This is a genomic window from Thiobacillus sp. SCN 63-57 (genome assembly GCF_001725555.1).
GTDB lineage: Bacteria > Pseudomonadota > Gammaproteobacteria > Burkholderiales > Thiobacillaceae > Thiobacillus.
Genome location: NZ_MEGP01000026.1, coordinates 25737 through 43661, shown reverse-complemented (window position 1 = coordinate 43661; position 17925 = coordinate 25737). Strand labels below are relative to the sequence as shown.

18 protein-coding genes and 1 pseudogene are annotated in these 17925 nt (G+C 64.3%); 4 read left to right on the top strand and 15 right to left on the bottom strand.

Annotated features, from left to right (window positions below):
• Nucleotides 1-1592 (top strand): hypothetical protein (locus tag ABT23_RS11655; RefSeq protein WP_296635371.1); only part of this gene is annotated, 1592 nt, incomplete at its 5' end.
• A gap of 449 nt (nucleotides 1593-2041) precedes the next feature.
• Here the strand turns inward: ABT23_RS11655 and ABT23_RS11650 are convergent.
• Nucleotides 2042-2455, bottom strand: a complete 414-nt coding sequence (locus ABT23_RS11650) for a PEP-CTERM sorting domain-containing protein (RefSeq protein ID WP_296635369.1) — start codon at nucleotides 2453-2455, stop codon at nucleotides 2042-2044.
• A 95-nt stretch (nucleotides 2456-2550) separates the two neighbouring features.
• On the opposite strand from ABT23_RS11650, the gene ABT23_RS11645 reads away from it, so the two are divergent.
• Complete coding sequence (locus ABT23_RS11645) at nucleotides 2551-2799, top strand: hypothetical protein (RefSeq protein ID WP_296635366.1); 249 nt, start codon at nucleotides 2551-2553, stop codon at nucleotides 2797-2799.
• A gap of 366 nt (nucleotides 2800-3165) precedes the next feature.
• On the opposite strand, the gene parA is transcribed toward ABT23_RS11645, so the two are convergent.
• The 10 genes and pseudogenes from parA to ABT23_RS11595 all read right to left on the bottom strand — a co-directional run bounded on the left by parA (nucleotide 3166) and on the right by ABT23_RS11595 (nucleotide 9668).
• Nucleotides 3166-3804, bottom strand: a complete 639-nt coding sequence (parA, locus tag ABT23_RS11640; protein WP_296635363.1) for a ParA family partition ATPase — start codon at nucleotides 3802-3804, stop codon at nucleotides 3166-3168.
• A 6-nt stretch (nucleotides 3805-3810) separates the two neighbouring features.
• On the bottom strand, nucleotides 3811-4080 hold the full coding sequence (locus tag ABT23_RS11635; protein ID WP_296635361.1) for a 4a-hydroxytetrahydrobiopterin dehydratase: 270 nt from the start codon (nucleotides 4078-4080) through the stop codon (nucleotides 3811-3813).
• Complete coding sequence (locus ABT23_RS11630; protein ID WP_296635358.1) at nucleotides 4073-4522, bottom strand: ferritin-like domain-containing protein; 450 nt, start codon at nucleotides 4520-4522, stop codon at nucleotides 4073-4075. Before ABT23_RS11630 ends, ABT23_RS11635 begins: the two co-directional genes overlap by 8 nt.
• A 13-nt stretch (nucleotides 4523-4535) precedes the next feature.
• The gene (locus ABT23_RS11625) at nucleotides 4536-4877 is read right to left on the bottom strand and encodes a BMC domain-containing protein (protein ID WP_296635377.1); all 342 of its coding nucleotides are present in this window, start codon (nucleotides 4875-4877) and stop codon (nucleotides 4536-4538) included.
• Between the two features lie 54 nt (nucleotides 4878-4931).
• Complete coding sequence (locus ABT23_RS11620) at nucleotides 4932-5231, bottom strand: BMC domain-containing protein (RefSeq protein ID WP_081616722.1); 300 nt, start codon at nucleotides 5229-5231, stop codon at nucleotides 4932-4934.
• 35 nt (nucleotides 5232-5266) lie between these two features.
• Entirely contained in the window at nucleotides 5267-5566 is a 300-nt protein-coding gene (locus ABT23_RS11615) for a BMC domain-containing protein (RefSeq protein WP_296635355.1), read from the bottom strand.
• A 12-nt stretch (nucleotides 5567-5578) separates the two neighbouring features.
• Nucleotides 5579-5869 (bottom strand): carboxysome peptide B, encoded by a 291-nt coding sequence (locus ABT23_RS11610; protein ID WP_296635353.1) that lies wholly within the window; start codon nucleotides 5867-5869, stop codon nucleotides 5579-5581.
• A 1-nt stretch (nucleotide 5870) separates the two neighbouring features.
• On the bottom strand, nucleotides 5871-6128 hold the full coding sequence (locus tag ABT23_RS11605) for a carboxysome peptide A (protein ID WP_296635350.1): 258 nt from the start codon (nucleotides 6126-6128) through the stop codon (nucleotides 5871-5873).
• A gap of 9 nt (nucleotides 6129-6137) precedes the next feature.
• Nucleotides 6138-7522, bottom strand: a pseudogene (locus ABT23_RS11600) (carboxysome shell carbonic anhydrase).
• A gap of 157 nt (nucleotides 7523-7679) precedes the next feature.
• Nucleotides 7680-9668: a CsoS2 family carboxysome shell protein gene (locus ABT23_RS11595; RefSeq protein ID WP_296635349.1), complete on the bottom strand. Its 1989-nt coding sequence runs from the start codon at nucleotides 9666-9668 to the stop codon at nucleotides 7680-7682.
• A 171-nt stretch (nucleotides 9669-9839) separates the two neighbouring features.
• Here ABT23_RS11595 and ABT23_RS11590 point away from each other — a divergent pair, with 171 nt between their 5' ends.
• Nucleotides 9840-10790 (top strand): LysR family transcriptional regulator, encoded by a 951-nt coding sequence (locus ABT23_RS11590; protein ID WP_296635346.1) that lies wholly within the window; start codon nucleotides 9840-9842, stop codon nucleotides 10788-10790.
• A gap of 29 nt (nucleotides 10791-10819) precedes the next feature.
• On the opposite strand, the gene ABT23_RS11585 is transcribed toward ABT23_RS11590, so the two are convergent.
• The 4 genes from ABT23_RS11585 to ABT23_RS11570 form a co-directional block, all read right to left on the bottom strand.
• The gene (locus ABT23_RS11585; protein ID WP_296635344.1) at nucleotides 10820-11782 is read right to left on the bottom strand and encodes a hypothetical protein; all 963 of its coding nucleotides are present in this window, start codon (nucleotides 11780-11782) and stop codon (nucleotides 10820-10822) included.
• A 63-nt stretch (nucleotides 11783-11845) separates the two neighbouring features.
• Nucleotides 11846-12688: a DUF6671 family protein gene (locus ABT23_RS11580; RefSeq protein WP_296635340.1), complete on the bottom strand. Its 843-nt coding sequence runs from the start codon at nucleotides 12686-12688 to the stop codon at nucleotides 11846-11848.
• A gap of 25 nt (nucleotides 12689-12713) precedes the next feature.
• Complete coding sequence (locus tag ABT23_RS11575; protein WP_296635337.1) at nucleotides 12714-15194, bottom strand: DUF2309 domain-containing protein; 2481 nt, start codon at nucleotides 15192-15194, stop codon at nucleotides 12714-12716.
• A 2-nt stretch (nucleotides 15195-15196) separates the two neighbouring features.
• Nucleotides 15197-16822 carry an NADH-quinone oxidoreductase subunit L gene (locus tag ABT23_RS11570; RefSeq protein WP_296635332.1) on the bottom strand — a complete coding sequence of 542 codons (1626 nt, stop codon included), beginning with the start codon at nucleotides 16820-16822 and terminating at the stop codon, nucleotides 15197-15199.
• Between the two features lie 144 nt (nucleotides 16823-16966).
• Here ABT23_RS11570 and ABT23_RS11565 point away from each other — a divergent pair, with 144 nt between their 5' ends.
• Nucleotides 16967-17875 (top strand): LysR family transcriptional regulator, encoded by a 909-nt coding sequence (locus ABT23_RS11565; protein WP_296635330.1) that lies wholly within the window; start codon nucleotides 16967-16969, stop codon nucleotides 17873-17875.
• The last annotated feature ends 50 nt before the right edge of the window (nucleotides 17876-17925 follow it).

Genomic DNA, 17925 nt, shown 5'->3' with positions numbered 1-17925 from the left:
CATTGATTTCGGCGTTGCCGGCAGCTAGGAGGCCAAAGGGTTTGGCATCCCATTTGGCTTTATGCTTGAAGCACCGCAATACTGGCGATGATTACCAAAGGGCGCTGTTTCATGTACGACGTGCCGTGGGACCACATGCTTACTATGCTGTCTGGCTACTACTCATTGAGCTTGAATATTTTTTTAACGGCGTAGACGCCATGCTCAAGGCGCAGGACAAAGCGCTTAAGTATCTCGGCACTGGAAGCAATGCCTTTGCGGTTTATCACCTGTGCGCCAATCTTCTGGGCAAAGATAACAAGTTAGATGCTGCTATCAGCGTGCTAGAGAAAGGCATCTCTAAGCCGGGCGCTAAATGTCTTGCGCCGCTTGCTAGCCTATGCTCGAGTTTTATGGAGCAAACCGGTAGATACGATGATGCCATCAGAGTGCTAGGGGAATGTATCCACACGCCCAACACGCCAGAACTCTGGAAGGTTTACGTTCAATGCGCAAAGTTAATGGCAAAAATGAATCGCCATGACGAAGCAGTTGCGTTACTCAAAAATGGACTCGCTGTTTCTGGCATGACCTCACTTCATCGCCTTTACCTGTTGTTGGCTGAGCTGATGGTGTTGGACAAAAAATATGAGGACGCAATTTGTTTGCTTAATGACGGAATCTCAGACGCAAGAGTAATAGAGAAAAAAGATATTTACTGTTTATGTGCCGAGCTACTGGTGAAAGATAATCGAGCCGAAGAAGCAACTGTGCTTTTGGAAAATGGCATCGCATCTAAATCGATTAGAGACCCCGTTCCGCTTTACCATAAGTTTGCCACGATCATGGAAGAGTCAGGCAATACAAATGGTGGTGTCGAATTTCTCAAGAGTGCAATGTCACACCCCGCTATGTCGGCGGAACCCTCTATTTATCTCGTCTGTGCGAAGCAATTGTTCCACACCAGAAATATTGATGATGCCATTGGAGTATTGAAGCGGGGGGTGACGGTATCCAATATGGCAGACAAGGATCAGCTATATCAGATTTGCGCTGACCTTACTGCGAGGCAAGGTCGTTTGGATGTTGCAATTGGAATACTTGAGAGCGGAATAGCAGACAAGAGCGCACGTAACCACGCGTACCTATACCAAACTTGCGCGGAGCTTCTGGAAAAAGCAGGCAGACTTGATGATGCTATCGAAATGCTAAAGAAGGGCATCAGCGCGCCAGCGTTAGCAAATAAAGTGGTGCTGTTTCAAGCTTGCGCAAAGCTGATGAAGAAAGCGGATCGAACTTCAGAAGGGATTGAATTGATCGAAAAGGCAATTCATATGCCAGGCATGACAGGCCATGCAAATCTTTACCAAACCTGCGTGAAACTGATGGTGAGTGTAGGTCGTCATCAGGATGCTATTAACCTTCTTTACAAAGCAATTAACGGCCCAAGAATAGGCAACCTTGTATCGCTGTATCAGTTATGTGCTGACCTGATGATGAGCAAAGGACAACACAGTCAGGCTATTTCTCTCTTAAAAAAAGGTGTTGCTCTTTTCCCGAAGGATAGGAATTTGAATTCGTTTTATGAGAAAGCAACCGAACCATGTCGCTGACAGCGCTACTTCACGTCGCTTTCTCTGCGGCCTTGCCAATTCGCTGTTTGCTATTGGATGTGCGGCTGCCTAATAAACATCCTAGGTATATGACGTGACAGCCTCTAACGGGTCGGGGCCCAACCAGGAAGCAGACGTTCGGTATGACGGACTGGCATCCGACCGATCAGGAGCTGTGAGCGGACACACTTGCCTGGCTGCGCCGAAGTCTGCTTCGGCCGATTTGCACGCTTTGGCCCGAGGGCAGGTTTCTGAGTCGAGCCGCTGTCCAAATGACCGGTCTGTCAAATAGCTGAAAGTCGGCTCCTGGCCGATCTCAGCCATCCACCGCCCGTTACTCGACTACCGCTTCATCCCTTCCACATCCGCCTATCCATCCGCGAGCATCCCTGCCCGGTCACAAAAAAGGGAACCGAAGCCCCTGTTTTTGTCCCGCATGTTCGCCTGAATCAGGCTGCAGTCTGATTCCTGCGTTGCACCGCAATCCCCACCAGGCCCAATCCAGCCAGCATCATGCCGTAGGTTTCGGGCTCGGGAACGGGCAGCAGCGACGGGTCGGTCAGCGTGACGCCGGTCAGCGCAAAGTCGACGAAGAGCGACAGGTTGTAGGTGTCGTAGCCCTTCAGCGTGGAGGTATTGAAGCCGCGGTAATCAGACAGGGTGGTGCTGTAGGAAAACGTGTTCGAGTAGCTGCCTGACGCGTCGAGGAAGACCTGCGGCCCGTCGTTGCCGTCGAGCATCGGGGTGATTTCAAGGTCGGCACCGGTGGCCCAGGTATTGGCCAGCAGCTTGAAATTCAGGGCATCCAGATCGAACATGCCGCCGTCCACGCGTTGGATCGTGATTTGTGCCGGCCCGGTCACGGGGCCGCTGGTGACCGCCTGCGCGTGCAGCCCGGTCGGCCACTGTACGAGCTGGGTGCGGCCGATCGGGGTGGTCAGGCCGGTCGAGTGTGTAGGTGAACAGATACCCCTCGGTGCTGATCGTGTCGGAAGTCGTGCCCGACGCGACCAGCGTCATCGTCTGCGAAGCGTCGAAGAATGTCGTGGTTACCGCGTGGACCGGTGCGGGCAGGAACAGCGCGCAGAACGAGGCGGCTGTGGCGAGGGCGAGTTTGCTGGGCATGGTGGCGAGTCAGTTTGATGAGGGTAGGCCGGTATCTGGGCCGGCGACAAACCCTATCAAACGATATGCCGATCTGCAATGACAATTGCTGTCCGGTCGTCCGGTCGTCCGGTCGTCCGGTAACGGACGGTGCGGCGTTCTTTGCTGGTCTATCCGGGCCTGCATGCCGATGGCACGCGGCAGGGCAGGCATGGCGGTTCAATCATTCGCAGACAAAACCGCGAACCGATACGGGGCCAGTGGTGGGCGGGCGAGGGCCTGGAACTGCAGCCGTGGCTGGCCCGGCGGTCCGGCGGGCGCCTCAATCCGGCCAGATTCGGTCCGGATGCTTCGGCGACGGCGCGGGTTTGGGTGCGGGCGTTGCGGCCTTGCGCGGCTCGGTTTTTGCGACGGGGTTTTCCTGCTTTCACTTTGCGCATGCCGGCAGCGAGTTTGCTGGATGTCTTGTTCATGATTGCAATAACTCCTCGATCAGGGCTTCAACTTCGTGGGCGGCCGCCTTGCCGCGGTGTCCGAGCCCATACACACTGGTGCCTTCCACTGCGGCGCTGCGGTAGGCGGCGCGCCGGGCGAGACCGGCGCGCAGGGCGGGGAATTCCAGCTCCGCCAGCGCTTCGTGCATGAGGCGCGAAAGCACATTGCGGTTGTCCAGTTGGTTCAGCACGGCGAAGGCCTTGAGCTGGGGATTGCGCTGGCGCGTGTTGTGAACCGCCGTGGTGATGTCCATGCTCGCCCAGAGATCCACGGGTGAAGGCTGGATCGGGACCAACAGCACATCCACGTTGTTCATAACGTCGCCCACCATCGTGGTCCGCAGCGTCGGGGGGCAGTCGATCACGACGTAGCGGTGGCCGCGGGCGCCCTGTGCGATGCGTGCACACACGTCATCCTGTGCCACCGCCTGAACGGCGGGCAGTTGTCCGCTCTTGCCGCTCATGGCCGCCCACTGGCTGATCGAGGCCTGCGGATCGGCATCCAGCACCAGCGTGCTGGCGCGCCGCTGCAGGCCGGCGGCCAGATTGAGCGCCAGGGTCGTCTTGCCTGTGCCGCCTTTCTGGTTCACGACCGCGATGCGCAGACCAGGCATGGGCGATCAGGTCGCCGACGCGAGCAGGCCGTCGATCTTCTGGGCCAGCGCTACGCAGTCGGGTCCGACTTTCTTGCCGTCGGCGTCGATGGTGACGCTGACATAGGTTTTTCCGAAACTCAGGTTCGGATACAGTCCGGCTTCTTCGGCGAGCTTGGCAACGCCGTCCAGGAAACGCCGCGTCTCCGGATAGGTCTCGAATTCGAAACGCCGGGTCAGCATCGGCGGCAAATCCTGACGCTGCCAGTGCGGAATGGGATTGTTGTCTTCAGGCATAACGTTGTTCCTTTTCGAGCAAGTCAGCCTCCATCTTGCCGAGCTCGTCGAGATGCATCAACTCGTCTTTCAGAATGCCTGCAAAAAGCCCGTGGTGACCAAAATCACGCACCCGTGCACAGTAGGCAGCAGCTTCCTCGTACAGCCGAATCGCCTCGACTTCCAGTACGCGATCGATGGCGATCATTTCGCCCAGGTTGCGGCCGAGCCGTACCGGCGGAAGTTGGGTGGCGTTGGGCGTGAACCCGAGCTTGAGCAGGGCGTCCATCAGACTTTGCACGTGGCCGAGTTCCTCGGTGACGTCCTGGTGAAAATGCGCACAGTAGTCTGCCAGGTTCCACAGGTCGCAGAGCCTGGACTGGGCCATGTATTGCTGTACTGCGGCCATCTCATGGTCCAGTGCCCGGTTCAGATACCCCAATAGCCGTGGATCGATTGCCATGCAGTCCCCTTTGCTAAGCTGCGATACAGGTCACGTCGCCGTCGCGTCCCGCCCCACCTGCGCTGGGCTGCGTCGGCAGGATGTGCTCCACTTCGCCGTGCACGCGGGCGATGATGTGGGCGGCGATCAGGCCGTCGCCCACGCGCTCGCAGGCATCCGCGCCGGCACGCACCGCCGCGTTCACCGCACCGGTTTCCCCGCGTACGAGGACGGTAACGTAACCGCCGCCGACGAACTGGCGGCCGATCAGCCGCACTTCCGCCGCCTTGGTCATCGCATCCGCCGCCTCGATGGCAGGGACCAGTCCGCGGGTTTCGATCATGCCCAGCGCGATGCCGGTGTTCGTGCTGGCCATGATGTCCCCTTTTGCCTCGACCTTGTCCACCATCATGTCCATGATGGCGTCCGATCAGGCAGCAGCAGCGGTGGGGAGAATGTTCTCCACCTCGTTGTGGACGCGGGCGATGATGTGGGCAGCGACCAGGCCGTCACCTACACGCTCGCAGGCGTCAGCGCCGGCGCGTACCGCCGCGTTCACCGCACCGGTTTCACCACGCACGAGGACGGTGACGTAACCGCCGCCGACGAACTGGCGGCCAATCAGGCGCACTTCCGCCGCCTTGGTCATCGCGTCAGCTGCTTCGATTGCGGGAACCAGACCGCGGGTCTCGATCATGCCCAGGGCAATGCCAGTCATACCAGTAGCCATTTTCTCTCTCCTATTGCAAATTGCGTTCAATCAAATCAGGCGGCTGCGGCAGCGGGGAGGATGTTCTCCACCTCGTTGTGGACGCGGGCGATGATGTGGGCGGCGACCAGGCCGTCACCCACACGCTCGCAGGCGTCGGCGCCGGCGCGAACTGCGGCGTTGACCGCACCCGTCTCGCCGCGCACCAGCACGGTCACGTAGCCACCGCCGACGAACTGGCGGCCGATCAGGCGCACCTCGGCGGCCTTGGTCATGGCGTCGGCGGCTTCGATCGCCGGCACCAGACCACGCGTTTCAATCATTCCCAGGGCGATGCCCGTCATTGCGTTTGCCATGATGTTTCTCCTTTACACGGTTAATGAAACTGCCTTGCTTGCCTCGTGGTGCTCATCCACCACATTCCACTGATCGATGATCCCGAGGATCGTCAAATCGGTAAGAATCCTGTAATCGCCGGCGCCATAGCGGGCGGCCGAGCCGCCGGCGGTAAATACCCATTTCCCTTCCGGTACGCCGACCGGATCCACCGCCACGGCGAGCGTGCCTTTGGCGTCGGCCAGCACGCGCAGCGACGCGTGAAAGAGGCCGGGAATGCGCCGCGTGCACACCAGATCCGACACCACGCGCATGATCTCCATTTCAATGCTCCTGATGCTGCCAGTGATCGATGATGCCGATGATGGTCAGGTCGCTCGGGAAGTCCTTCGCGCCCGCCGCCTCGCGCGCCGCCGAACTGCCGACGCAGATCACCCAGTCGCCCGGGATGCAGCCCACCGCGTCCACCGCCACGCTGCGCGTGCCGCCGGCTTTCTCGCGCACTACCAGCAGAGGGCGATGGCCCATTTCGCGTACGCGGTTGGTCGAGACCAATGTTTTTTCCACTTGCATGATCTTCATGACTTCACCTCAATGCCCATGCGAATTGGTTTCGATGTCCGTCACGTCTTCCTGCATGCTGTCAGGCTGTTTGGCCTGCACGGTCATGCCGCAGAACAGCAGGCCTTCCCTGGCCAGAACCGGGTAGCGTGTCTCGATCGCGGCCTTGATCCGGCGGCAGCGCGCCACCGCACGCTCGCGCGAACCGGGCACCTGCTCGTCGTAGCGATAGTGGATCGCGATCGGGATCGGCAGCCTTCCTCGATGGTGTGCAGATGGCCAAAGTAGGCGAGGTTGCGCAGATGCAGCACATCGAAGCTGTCGCCGATGTTGATGAAGCGCTCGGCGTGGCCCACGTCGGCGTAACGGCCGCCGTGCTGGGCGCAGACGTAGTCGATCTGCGACAGATTGTTCGTGAGCAGGCGCTCGATCAGGCTGCGCATGCCGGTTTCCGGCGCGCTGCGGCCGGTCTCACGCACGGCCTCGTCGATCGCGGCGCCGAGGCGCCAGCGTGCTTCGGAGGCGGCCATGCCGGCGGTCTGCTGATAGATGGCCTGGTTGTCGACGAAACACTCGACGCTCATCTCGCCAGCGGTATCCGGGACGTGGATCCTGATTGCGTCGTTGTCGGTGTCCACGCCGACCAGCAGCGTCGCCACCGAGGCGCCGCAGCAGAAGCCGTTCTCGATCGCGGTGCGGAAGGCGGCCAGGCGGTCGAGTGCAGCCTGGGCGGCCTGGCGATCGTCGCTGCCATGGGCTGCGCAGCCTTCGTGGTGCGGGTCCGAACTGCTGAAGTGATAGACGGCAACCTTGAGGTAGCGCGTGCCGGCGTCCGACAGCGTCGGTACGCCCTCGCGGAAGCGGCGCAGCTCGATCTCGGTCCACTGCTTGACGTTCAGTTCGACGTCGAACATGGCACCGGCGTAGGACTTGCGGCGCACCGCCTGGTTCGGCAGGCGCAGCACGAACTGCAGCAGGCCCTTCAGACGGCCATCGGCGCAGGGGCTGATGTCGACTTCGTGGAAGCCGCATTCGATGAAGAAGCGCTGCATGGCGTCCGCTTCGGCGTGGCCGTTCCAGCGCGCCGCGTAGTCCCGGGCGAGCGCGTGGTAGGTCTGCAACACGCTGTGGCCGTAAAGCTTGCGCATGTCGAGCGTAGTCACCCAGGCGTCGGCGAGCACCGTTTCGGGCAACTCGAAACCGAGGCGTTCGCGTGCGATCTGCTGCGCGCGCTGCTCGAAGCCGGCCTCATGCTGCTGCGCGGCAATCTCCTTGAGCGTCGGCACGATGGCATCGAAGCGGGCGCGAATCGTGCGCTCGTAGTCGGCCAGCTCGGCATTGCGCGCCACGTCGATCAGCGAGTGCGCTTGCGGCGCGCACGCGCTCGTCACGCATTCGCCGCCGCGCGCCTGCATGCCGGGCGGGCAGAAGCTCGGGCGCTGCGGCCAGCTCGGCAGCGTGGTCGCAGCCGGTGCGGTCCGCATCGCCATGCCCGCCGGGGCGGGTTGGCGCGCGCGCATCGCTTCGAGACGTTGACGGGTGTTCATGCCTGATCGTCCTCGCTATGCGCGCTCAGCCCCGGGCGCCGCCGGACACGGTGATCGCCGCGCCACCGTTGGCATTGCCGCTGCTGCCGGTGATGCGGCTGGCAGCCGCTGCCGGGCGCTCGACCTCGCGGTTGTCGCGGGCGGTGGTGCCGTTGCCGCGCGGATCACCACGCAGGGTCGGATTGCGGCGCTGTGCCGAACGGCCCTCGGTGCCGGTCACGCGGTCGCCGCGATCCCAGGCGTCGCCGGTGATGTGGCGCTCGCGGCCTTCACCGGTGATGCGCTGGGGCGCAGCTTCAGCCGCCGGCTGCGGTGCAGCGGGAACGGCCACGGCGCCCGGCTCGTCGCGGTAGCGGAATTCCGGCGTGCCGGATACCAGGCCGGTGGCGCGTGCCAGCGGACCGGTGATGCGGCCGCCGACGCCGTAGGCGCTGCCGGTGATGCGACGGGTCTCGCTAGCCTGCGCGGCGCGTGCCGGCGACACCACGGAAAAGTCGCCGGTGCGGTTGCCGCCCTGGCCGGCATCCATCGCGTTGCCAGTGATGGATGCCGGCGCCTGCGAGCCCTCGGGGCCGCGGCTGCGGTAGGCCTGTGCCATGGGCGGACGGCCGCAGGCGGCCGCGGTCTGGCTCTCGCCCTGGTAGGGCGTGCCGCTCACCGGCTGGCAGGTGCCGCGCTCGTTGCCGGTCATCTTGTCGTCGGGCCCCGGCTGGATGCCGGTGAGGTCGGCGTTGCGGCCGAGGCGGGCGCGGTTGATCGCTTCCGCCGCGGTGCGCGCCGCGCAGAACTCGGCATACTGGTCGGCGCCGATGTAGGAGGTGCCGGTCACCGGCTTGCAGGCGCCGTGCTCGTCGCCGGTCACCTGCGCCGAACGCCCGACCTGGGTGCCGGACACGTCGAGTCCCTTGAGAGTGCGCGACACGCCGGCCTTGGCCGGCGACTGGTAGGGCTCGGCACGGCAGAAGGACTTGAATTCTTCGGTATTGACGTAGTCGGAACCCGTCACGCGTGCGCAGGCGCCCGGCTCATCGCCGGAAAGTTTCGGTGAACGACCCGGTAGGGTGCCGCTCACCATTGCGCCATTGCTCGTGCGACGGGTTTCCACCTTTTTTGGGCCGTTGCCCTCGGCGGATGGGCGCACCAGCGCGTCGGCGTAGGCGCTGCCGGTGATGTTGCGCGACGCGCCGGACTCGCCGCCGGTCACCTTCGTGGTGCGGGCGAGATCGCTGCCGGACACGGCATTGCGCGCCGCCGTCATGCCCATCACCGCCTTTTCCGGGCGCGGCTCGGGCGCCGTGCCGCAGAATTCGCCGGCCTGCTCGGCGGCGAGGTATTCGGTGCCGGTCACGCGCTTGCAGGTGCCGGTCTCGTCGCCGGTCACCCGCGTGCTGCGGCCGACTTCGGTGCCGGTCACGCGACGGCCGCGGCTGGTGCTGGTCGTGCCGACTTTGGCCGGCGCCGGCTCGGGCAGGATGCCGCAGAGGTCGCCGAACTGTTCCGCCCCCACGTATTCGGTGCCGGTGACGGCGCGGCAGGAGCCGGACTCGTTGCCGGTCACGCGCGAGGTGCGCTCGACCTGGTTGCCGGTCACGGTGCTGCCTGCCAGCGTCGTGCCGATTTCCACTTTCGGCGGTTCGGGCTTGATGCGGCCGCAGGGGCGACAGGGCGGCGCGTCACCGCGGCCGCGCTGCGACTGCTTGATGCGACGCTGGCGCACGGCGGAGACCGGTGCCAGCGCCACGGGCGTAGCCGGACGTGCTTCCTCGACGCGCGCGGAAAAAGTTTCGCCGTGCTGGCAGCCGCAGTTCGGTGCTTCGGCAGGTGCCTCAGCGGCGGTTGGAGCGGGTGCGCGGGCGCGCGCAGCCATCCGGGCTTCGGTCGCGCTCTTGGGCGCTGCGGTCGGGCCGGCCTTGAGTGCACCTTTCCCGTGGAGGGAGAGCGCCTGGCGGCGGGCGATGGCTGCTTCCCGGCCGCTCAGGCGTTCGGCCGTGGCGGTTGCTGTCGCTTCACTCATAATCTGGTTTCCTTATGCATCAGCGGTTGATCATTAGGGTCTGGCGTCGGACTGTCGTGCCTAATGCCCTTGTTGCGAACTATAAAAAGTCCGTTGCATAATTAAAAATGAATAATATTTATTGTTGCCATTCACTAATGTGAATGGTTAAGTCTTCAGAAAGGGAACCGTATGAACGTGACGTTTCGCCAATTGCGCCTGCTGGAAGCCGTGGCGCGGAATTCCAGCTTCACCCGCGCGTCCGAGGAGCTGCATCTGACCCAGCCTGCGGTCTCGACCCAGATCAAGCAGCTCGAAGAGGAAGTCGGGATGCCGCTGTTCGAGCAGATGGGCAAGAAGATCTTTCTCACCGAGGTCGGCAAGGAGGTCTATGCCTTCAGCCGCGCCATCGCCCAGCAGTTCCGCGACATCGAATCCGTGCTCGACGACATGAAGGGCGTGAAGCGCGGCACGCTGGCGCTCACCGTCACCAGCACCGGCAAGTACTTCGCCCCCTATCTGCTGGCGGCCTTCCTCAAGCGCTATCCCGGCACCCAGGTGCATCTCGAGGTCACCAACCGCGAGGAGGTCGTGCAGCAGCTGCAGGACAACACGCCCGACATGGCGATCATGGGGACGCCGCCCGACAACATGGAACTGCGGTCCCAGGCCTTCATGCAGAACCCGCTGGTGATCATTGCGCCGCCGGATCATCCGCTCGTCGGCGTGAGTCGTGTGCCGCTGAGCCGCCTGGTCGAGGAAAATTTCATCCTGCGCGAGCGCGGCTCCGGCACGCGCAATGCGGTCGAGCGCTTCTTCCAGCAGCGCGGCGTCAAGCTCAACACCTCGATGGAAATGAGCCGCAACGAGGCGATCAAGCACGCGGTGATGGCCGGACTGGGCCTCGGCATCGTGTCGCTGCACACCCTGGAGTTCGAGCTGGCGCTGGGGCGCGTCGCGATCCTCAGTGTCGAGGGTTTCCCGATCATGAAGGAGTGGTACATGGTTCATCGCAATGGCAAGCGCATGTCGCCCATCGCACAGGCCTTCCACGAATTCGTGCTGAACGAGGCGGACCGCATCATGAAGCTGCCGCAGCCGAAGCCGGTGACGCGCTCGCACCGGCGCGTCACGCGATCGTAGCCTGGCGAACGAAGGGGGATGGCGGCTGCTCAGCCCGCCCCTGGCGTGCTCGTGCCCAGCCAGAACTCGACACGCTTGTCGAGGAACTCGTTCCACGGCATGTAGTGCGATCCGTCGCAGGAGAACGTCAGGCCGACGATGCCGTTGAATATGTTCAGCGTGCCGGAGCGCAGGTAAATCGTTTCGTCCATGAACCGCAGGTCGCGGAAAGTCTGGAGAATTGCGCGCACCTTCTCCGCCGGAACCACCGCATCGCCTGGGTACTCGCGATGCGGGAAGGCAAGGCAGAGATCGGGATCGGTGAGTTCGGCGATGTTGTGGATGCGGAAGCGGTAGGGATCGTCCAGCAGCCACAGGGTGGCGCGCGAACTGGAGAAATGCAGCTTGGCGTGGAACACGCCGTGTACCGTGATCAGTTCGGTGAGCAGATCCAGGACCTCGTCGATGCGTTCGTCCATCGGGCTCGCGACCCGTGCCTGATGAAACAGCCCGGCGCGAATGGCCGGATCGCCCTTGAGCTGTACCCACTGCTGGGGCTGCTCATACAGCGCCTGGGTCGCGGGCAGCTCGCGCAGGTCGAAATCCGCACCGAGATAACCGTGCAGCTCGCCCGACGGCGTGACGATGCGCTGCACGGCCGTCAACGAGGGACGGCGCGCGTTGCGGCTGATGTAGGCTTCCGACAGGGAGAACGCACTCCCCGCGAGCGCCTCGGTCATGTACGGCCGGTCGCTGCGGTCGCGGCCGAAATGTTCCGGCAGCAGGCCGCCGCGTGAGGCGTTGGCGGTGAGCTGGTGGGCATGGCCGTCGAGGATGTAGAGATACTTGCAGTACGGCAGCTCGTTCAACCCCTCCATCAGGCGCTGTTCCAGGGCCTGCCGATCGGGCCAGACCGCGCGACAGCGTTCCGCGAGATGCGAGAGGGGGGACGACAGCCAGTTCTTCAGGATGCTTCGCTGGCGCGCGATGCTCGCTTGCAGGTCGTTTGCCATCACGGGCTCCAAATTCGGGTGGAAAGGGTTCCCCATTGTATGGGGGCACGCGGGGAGCCGGCATCAAGGATTGCAGATGTCGCAGCGCCCGGGATCGGCATGGCGGGTTCTACTGAGCGGATGCGTCTCGCGATGCGCGCACTTCAGGCAGCCATGAACCCAGGCGCGGGTTTCCCGCGTCGGCGCGCCGCAGCCCGCGCACGGCAGTCCCGCCACGCGGTCGACCTGCCAGTAGCCCGGTATGCCGCAGGCGGGACACAGCGACGCGAGCCTCGCCGCCAGATCTGCCGCCGCCAGGCCGATATTGGCCATGCGCGTGGGGTTGGCATGGGCGCGGCTGTCGGTCTCGACGAAGGCCAGGCCGTTTTCCGCTTCTGCCGTCGCCCAAACCAGCGTCGCTTCCAGTTCGGGCCAGGTGTGAATGCCTTTGCGGATGCGCCGGTCGTGCTCGTCGCGGGGGCGCACGACCAGCTGCTGGCCCGGAAAGCCGGCTTCGCGTGCGAAGGCCTCGAGCGCCGGCCATTCGTGGGTGAGCAGATGGCGGAAATTGCCCCGGTCCTGTGCGATGCCGACGACCTCCAGGCTGCGCAGGGCGTCGAGGAACACGATCACCTCGACATTCCAGGGCGCCATGCCGATGAAAGGGTCGGGCACGAAAGCGCCTTCGCTGCCGAGCCCGAACGGCAGGCCGGCGAGTTCCATCGCGATGCGCGCCTTGTTCCTCGCCGCCTCCACCTGCGTGCCGAAGCGCGGAACGTCGCGCGCGAACGTGCCGAGCCGGTCGGTGTCGTAGCCGTCGACATGGCGCACGCGGCAGCCCAGCGCGTCCTCCAGCACCGGGGCGATGACGTGCTGCTTGCCGTGCCGGGTCAGCAGCGCGATCTGCGCGCCTGCGTAGACTTGCATCGGGGCGTGCACGCGCTGCCGCGCCTCAGGTCCGCTGCCAGTTCGCGGAGGCCACGCGCCGGTAGACAGCACCATCGTCGCCGATGCGGAACAGATTCAGCCAGCCGTTTTCCACCAGCTGCCGTACCAGGTCGTGGCGGGTGATGATGTCGTCCATGGCCGCTTCCGGCACCTCGATGAACACGGACAGGCGCAGCGGTTCGTGCACCCAGCGCTTGCCGTCGTGCAGGGATTGCAGCGGCAGGCCCACGCGCAGGTCGCCGCCATTGCCTTCGAGCACGCCAATGGCACCGCCGACGATGTTGTGCAGCACCTTGTTGCCGCTGCCGAAGCGCGGGTTGTCCACCACCGAGCCGTAGTACTGCATGTTGATCCAGTTCGCCACCACCATGGGCGCGGTCATGATCAGCTCGAGGATCTTGAAGCCTTCGTCCTTCTGCCACACGTATTCATGCAGGAAGGCGCGGCCGTCGAGGTCCATGCCGGCGGTGCGCGGGCGCGGCGCCGCGATGAAGGCGGCGTTGTTGGCCAGGGCCCATTCCGGCCGCACCTGCGACCAGTCACGGCTGCGCTGGCGCACATCGGCCGCCACGCGGTGATCGGGCAGGTTGCCGATGCCGAGCATGGCGGCGCGTTCCATGCGCGCGAGGTCGCCGGCCTGCTCCAGCCACTGGCGCAGCTGGGCGAGGTCCTGGGACAGCGCCTTGGGCACGTCGTCGCTGTCATACAGGCGCAGCTCGTCCGTGGTGGTGTCGTGCAGGCCGGCCAGGAACCAGGTGTCCTCCGGGATCGCGATGCCCCGCTCGCGCAGGCCGCGGCGCACGGCCGGGTCGTTCATCAGGGCCGCCACGACGCGGGCGCTGGCCTCGCCGGTCTGACCGGCGCAGGCGCCGCAGTCCAGGCCGGTGGCGTGCGGGTTGTTCACCGTGGTGCTGCCATGGCCGGCCAGCAGCACCAGGCGGCCGAAGTTGCCGGTCATGGCCATGGCGCGCAGGATGCGCTCGGCATGGCCGAGCCGATCATTTTGCGGGATGCCCGAGTCGCTGTGGTGCCCACAGCATTGCGCCTGGGGTATCGCCTCCAGGGTCGGGCCAATGCGGTCGATGTCCTGCCTGGCAAGACCCTGGCTGTTGGGATCGGGCACCGGCCGGGTCCAGCCGAAGCTGTCGGTGAGCAGCTTGGGGCCGTAGCTCAGGCCGGCGGCCTCGACAAAGGAAAAACAGGAGGAGGCCGACAGCTTGAAGCCCTTCCATGCCTTGGACAGGCCGATGCGCTGGCGCCGCTGCTCGAGCAGGCTCGTGGCGTCGCCGCCCTTGACCCGGTCATGGATGCGATAGCCGGGATTGAAGATCACCGGCACATGGGTGCGGCCCGCGCTGGCGCCCAGCGGCACGTGCTCGATGAAGATGCCGAAGAATCCGGCGAAGCCGATGGTCTGCACCCCCGGAGCCACGGTTTCCAGCGAGCGGCGGAACACCTCGGAGCGCACGTCGATGCAAAACGCCGCCTGCACCGCCGGTCGCGCAGCGGGGGCGGACAGGGCCGGGTTGGCGAGCCCGGCGATCACGCCGCGCTGGAAACCGATCTCCATCGCGTTGAGCAAAATGCGGTCGATCTCGGCCGCGGCCTGGCGCTTGGCGGACGGCGGCCGCATGCTGGCGGCCAGCATCTCGCGCCAGCGTGCGACCAGCGCCGCGCTGCTTTTTTCCTTGAACAGCAGCACGTCCCACATCAGACGAATCGCCAGCAGGTCGACGATGGCGTCGTCGCGCTGTCCGGCGAGTTCCGCCTGCCAGCGCAGATAGCGCGCCCACGCCGCCCAGCCGCCGATGCTCAGGAGGGCGGCGTGCAAATAGCGCTCCACCGCCGCGTCGGGCACGCCCAGCTCGGTCACGGCCCAGGCGATGGCGGCACGCGGCTCCGCAGGCAGTCTGGCGACGGCGGCACGGAAATCACCCAGGCCCATCATCGCAGGACTGCGGTCGATGCTTGCTGCCTTGCGCCAGGCGGCATAGAGGGACAGCGTCCGCCACGGCATGCCCACCATGGCCTGGCCGAGGTCGAAATAGGCGGCGCAATGCAGGCTGATGCGCTCGGTGACAAAGCTGGTCCAGATGCCGCCTTCCACGCGGTCGAGCACCTCGCTCACCGAGGCCATGCCCATCTTGGGCTGCGGCGCTTCGGTGGCCAGCGCATGCTCCACCGCGGCCGCGTCGAGCGGGCTGCCGCAGCGTTCGATGGCCTGTTCGATGTCTTCGTGCGTGATGCGGCCGTTCGCGAGCTGCTCCCGGAAGTAGGCGCGCGGCATGTAGAGGCTGCTGCCGGTGATGCGCGCCAGGGTGTCGGAGGCGTCCTGGAAGCTGTGGTCGATGAGGCCGAAGAAGGGGTTGACCGCGACGAAGTGCTTCAGCGGCCACAACGGTGCGATGCGTGCACACGCGGCATCGATGCGGCGGTCGAGTTCGTCCGTGGATTCCTTCGCGAAGATGGCGTCGGTCATGTTCATGGTCAGGCTCCCTGGCTGTGGGCGGGTTGAAGGGGGGCGGGCCAGACACGCTGCAACAGCCGCGTGATGTACACGTCGATGTACAGCCCGTTATAAAGATGCAGGTACAGCGTGTCGCGCAGATTCGAATGCGCGGCCTTGATGAACTGCTGCATCAGCAGCAGACCGACGAAGGCGGCGATGGTCAGCGGCACGAGCACGGCCTGGAACGCACTGGCGGCGTCACGCAGCGGCAGCACACTGCCATGCAGAGCGTGATCGAACAGCGCGTGCAGGATGAAGTAGGCAATGGACACGACAGCACTGAGCCCGACGGCTCGCAGCAGCGCGGCAGCGTTGCCGAGTATGGTCGCGGTCTGCAGCATGAGCTGGCTCACCGCGATGGCGACGATGGTGCCGGCGGCAATGAGGGCGGGCTGCTGCTGCCAGGTCACGCCGAACGCAACGCCCACGCCCACCGCCATGGCGCCGGCGATGATCAGCGCGAGGAGCAACTGGCCGAACTGGAAGCCTTTCGACTCGTAGCGGATGACCGGCGCGCGGAAGGCGTCGACGCCGCTGCCCGAGGCGAGGAAGGCATGGGCCTTGTACAGCGAGTGCGCGACGAGATGCAGCATCGCCAGGCTGTACAGGCCGAGGCCGCACTCCAGCAGCATGAAGCCCATCTGCGCCGTGGTGGACCAGGCGAGCGACACCTTGATGCTGGTCTGCGTCAGCATCACCAGCGAGGCGAGGGTCAGCGTCACCAGGCCGATGATGGCCAGCGCGGCCATGGCCGTGCCGGAGTGCGACATGATCGGGCTCATGCGGATGACGAGGAAGGCACCGGCGTTGACGATGCCCGCGTGCAGCAGGGCGGACACCGGCGTGGGCGCTTCCATCACCTGGATCAGCCAGCCGTGGAACGGAAACTGCGCTGACTTGAGCGCCGCGCTCACGACGATCAGCAGGCTCGCGGCCTGCAAGCCGGCTGGCAGCGCGCCGTCCATGGCCGCCATGCGTTCGAATATCTCGCTGAATTCCAGCGTGTGCAGCGTCGAGCCGATCAGGAAGATCGCCAGCAGCAGGCTCGCATCGCCGATGCGGCTGGCGATGAACTTCTTGTGGGCCGAGAGCACTGCCGCCGGCCGCTCGCTGTAGAACATCAGCAGCTGGTGCAGGCACAGGCTGGTTGCGATCCACGCCAGCGAGAACATGAGCAGGTTGCCGGACACGATCAAAGTCAGGATCGAGGCCAGCGTGAGCGTGAGCCACTTGTGGAAATGGCCCTGGTTCGGATCGCCGTCCAGGTAGTTCCGCGCATAGCGCGACACGATGGCGCCGACGAAGGACACCAGCAGCAGCATGATCACGGTGACGCTGTTGACGTAAGTACCGATGGAGAAGGCGCCGATGTCGCCGGGCAGGGCGAGCGAGAACAGCGTCCAGGCGTGAGGTGTGTCGAAGAGGTGTGCGACGGCCGCCACCAGGGCGCCTGCGAACACCAGCCACGCGGCGCCGATGTTCATCTGCGCCATCAGGCGCGGTCGGGCGTTGGCGAAGCTGGCCGGCGTGAACCCGACCCCCCAGAGCAGTGCGGGCGCGAACAGGACGAGGGCGGGAATGAACGAACTCAGTGTCGGTGGCATGGCTGGGCTCCTTGCGGGTTGACAAGTGGAGCGTCTTCTTGACGTCCTGGCGCCGAGTCTAGGGAATACCCTACTAAAACACTAATGAATAGTTGTTATGAAAATGATAGCCTATAGGCAATATACAAACGGAGGGATCGTCCCATGATGCATGTCAGCTTGCGCCAGCTGCGGACCTTCGAGGCTGTGGCACGCCTGAAGAATTTCTCGCGCGCGGCGGAGGAACTGCACGTCACGCAGCCGACGGTGTCGAAACAGATCCGCCTGCTGCATGAGGAAGTCGGGCTGCCGCTGCTGGAGCAGATCGGCAAGAAGATTTTCCTCACCGAGGCCGGCGAGCAGCTCTACGCCACCTGCGCCGACTGGCTGGAGACCTGGGGTTGTTTCGAACAGACCGTCGCCGACCTCAAGGGCATCAAGCAGGGCCGGTTGCGAATCGCCGCGGTGACGACCGCCAAATACTTCATGCCGCGGCTGCTGGGTCCGTTCTGTGCGCAGTACCCGGGCATCGACATCGCGATGGAGGTGGTCAACCGTGACCGCCTGCTGGAACGCCTCGCGCGCAATCAGGACGACCTCTACGTCATGGGCGTGCCGCCGGATGGGCTGGACATCGAGTGCGAGCCATTCCTGGAAAATCCGCTGGTGGTGCTGGCGCCGGCGTCGCATCCTTTGGCGCGCCGCAAGCGTATTCCCTTCGCGCATCTGGCCAACGAACCCTTCATCGTGCGCGAACGCGGCTCGGGCACGCGGCTCACCGTCGAGCGCGTGTTTCAGGAACGGGACGTGCCGCTGAAAATCAAGATGGAATTGGGCAGCAACGAGGCGATCAAGCAGGCGGTTGCCGGCGGCCTGGGGCTGGCGCTCTTGTCCCAGAGTACCCTGAGCCTCGATCCCAACCAGACGGAAGTGGCGATTCTCAATGTCGAGGGTTTCCCGATCAAACGCTACTGGTACGTGGTACGCCCGCGGGACAAGCAGCTATCGGTGGTGGCGAATGCATTTCTGGAATTCCTGCGGACGCATGTGCAATTGCTCAAGCCGAGGAACTAGTAAGACGGGGCGGATGCTTCAGGCCACACGCATAGCCCAGGCTATACGTC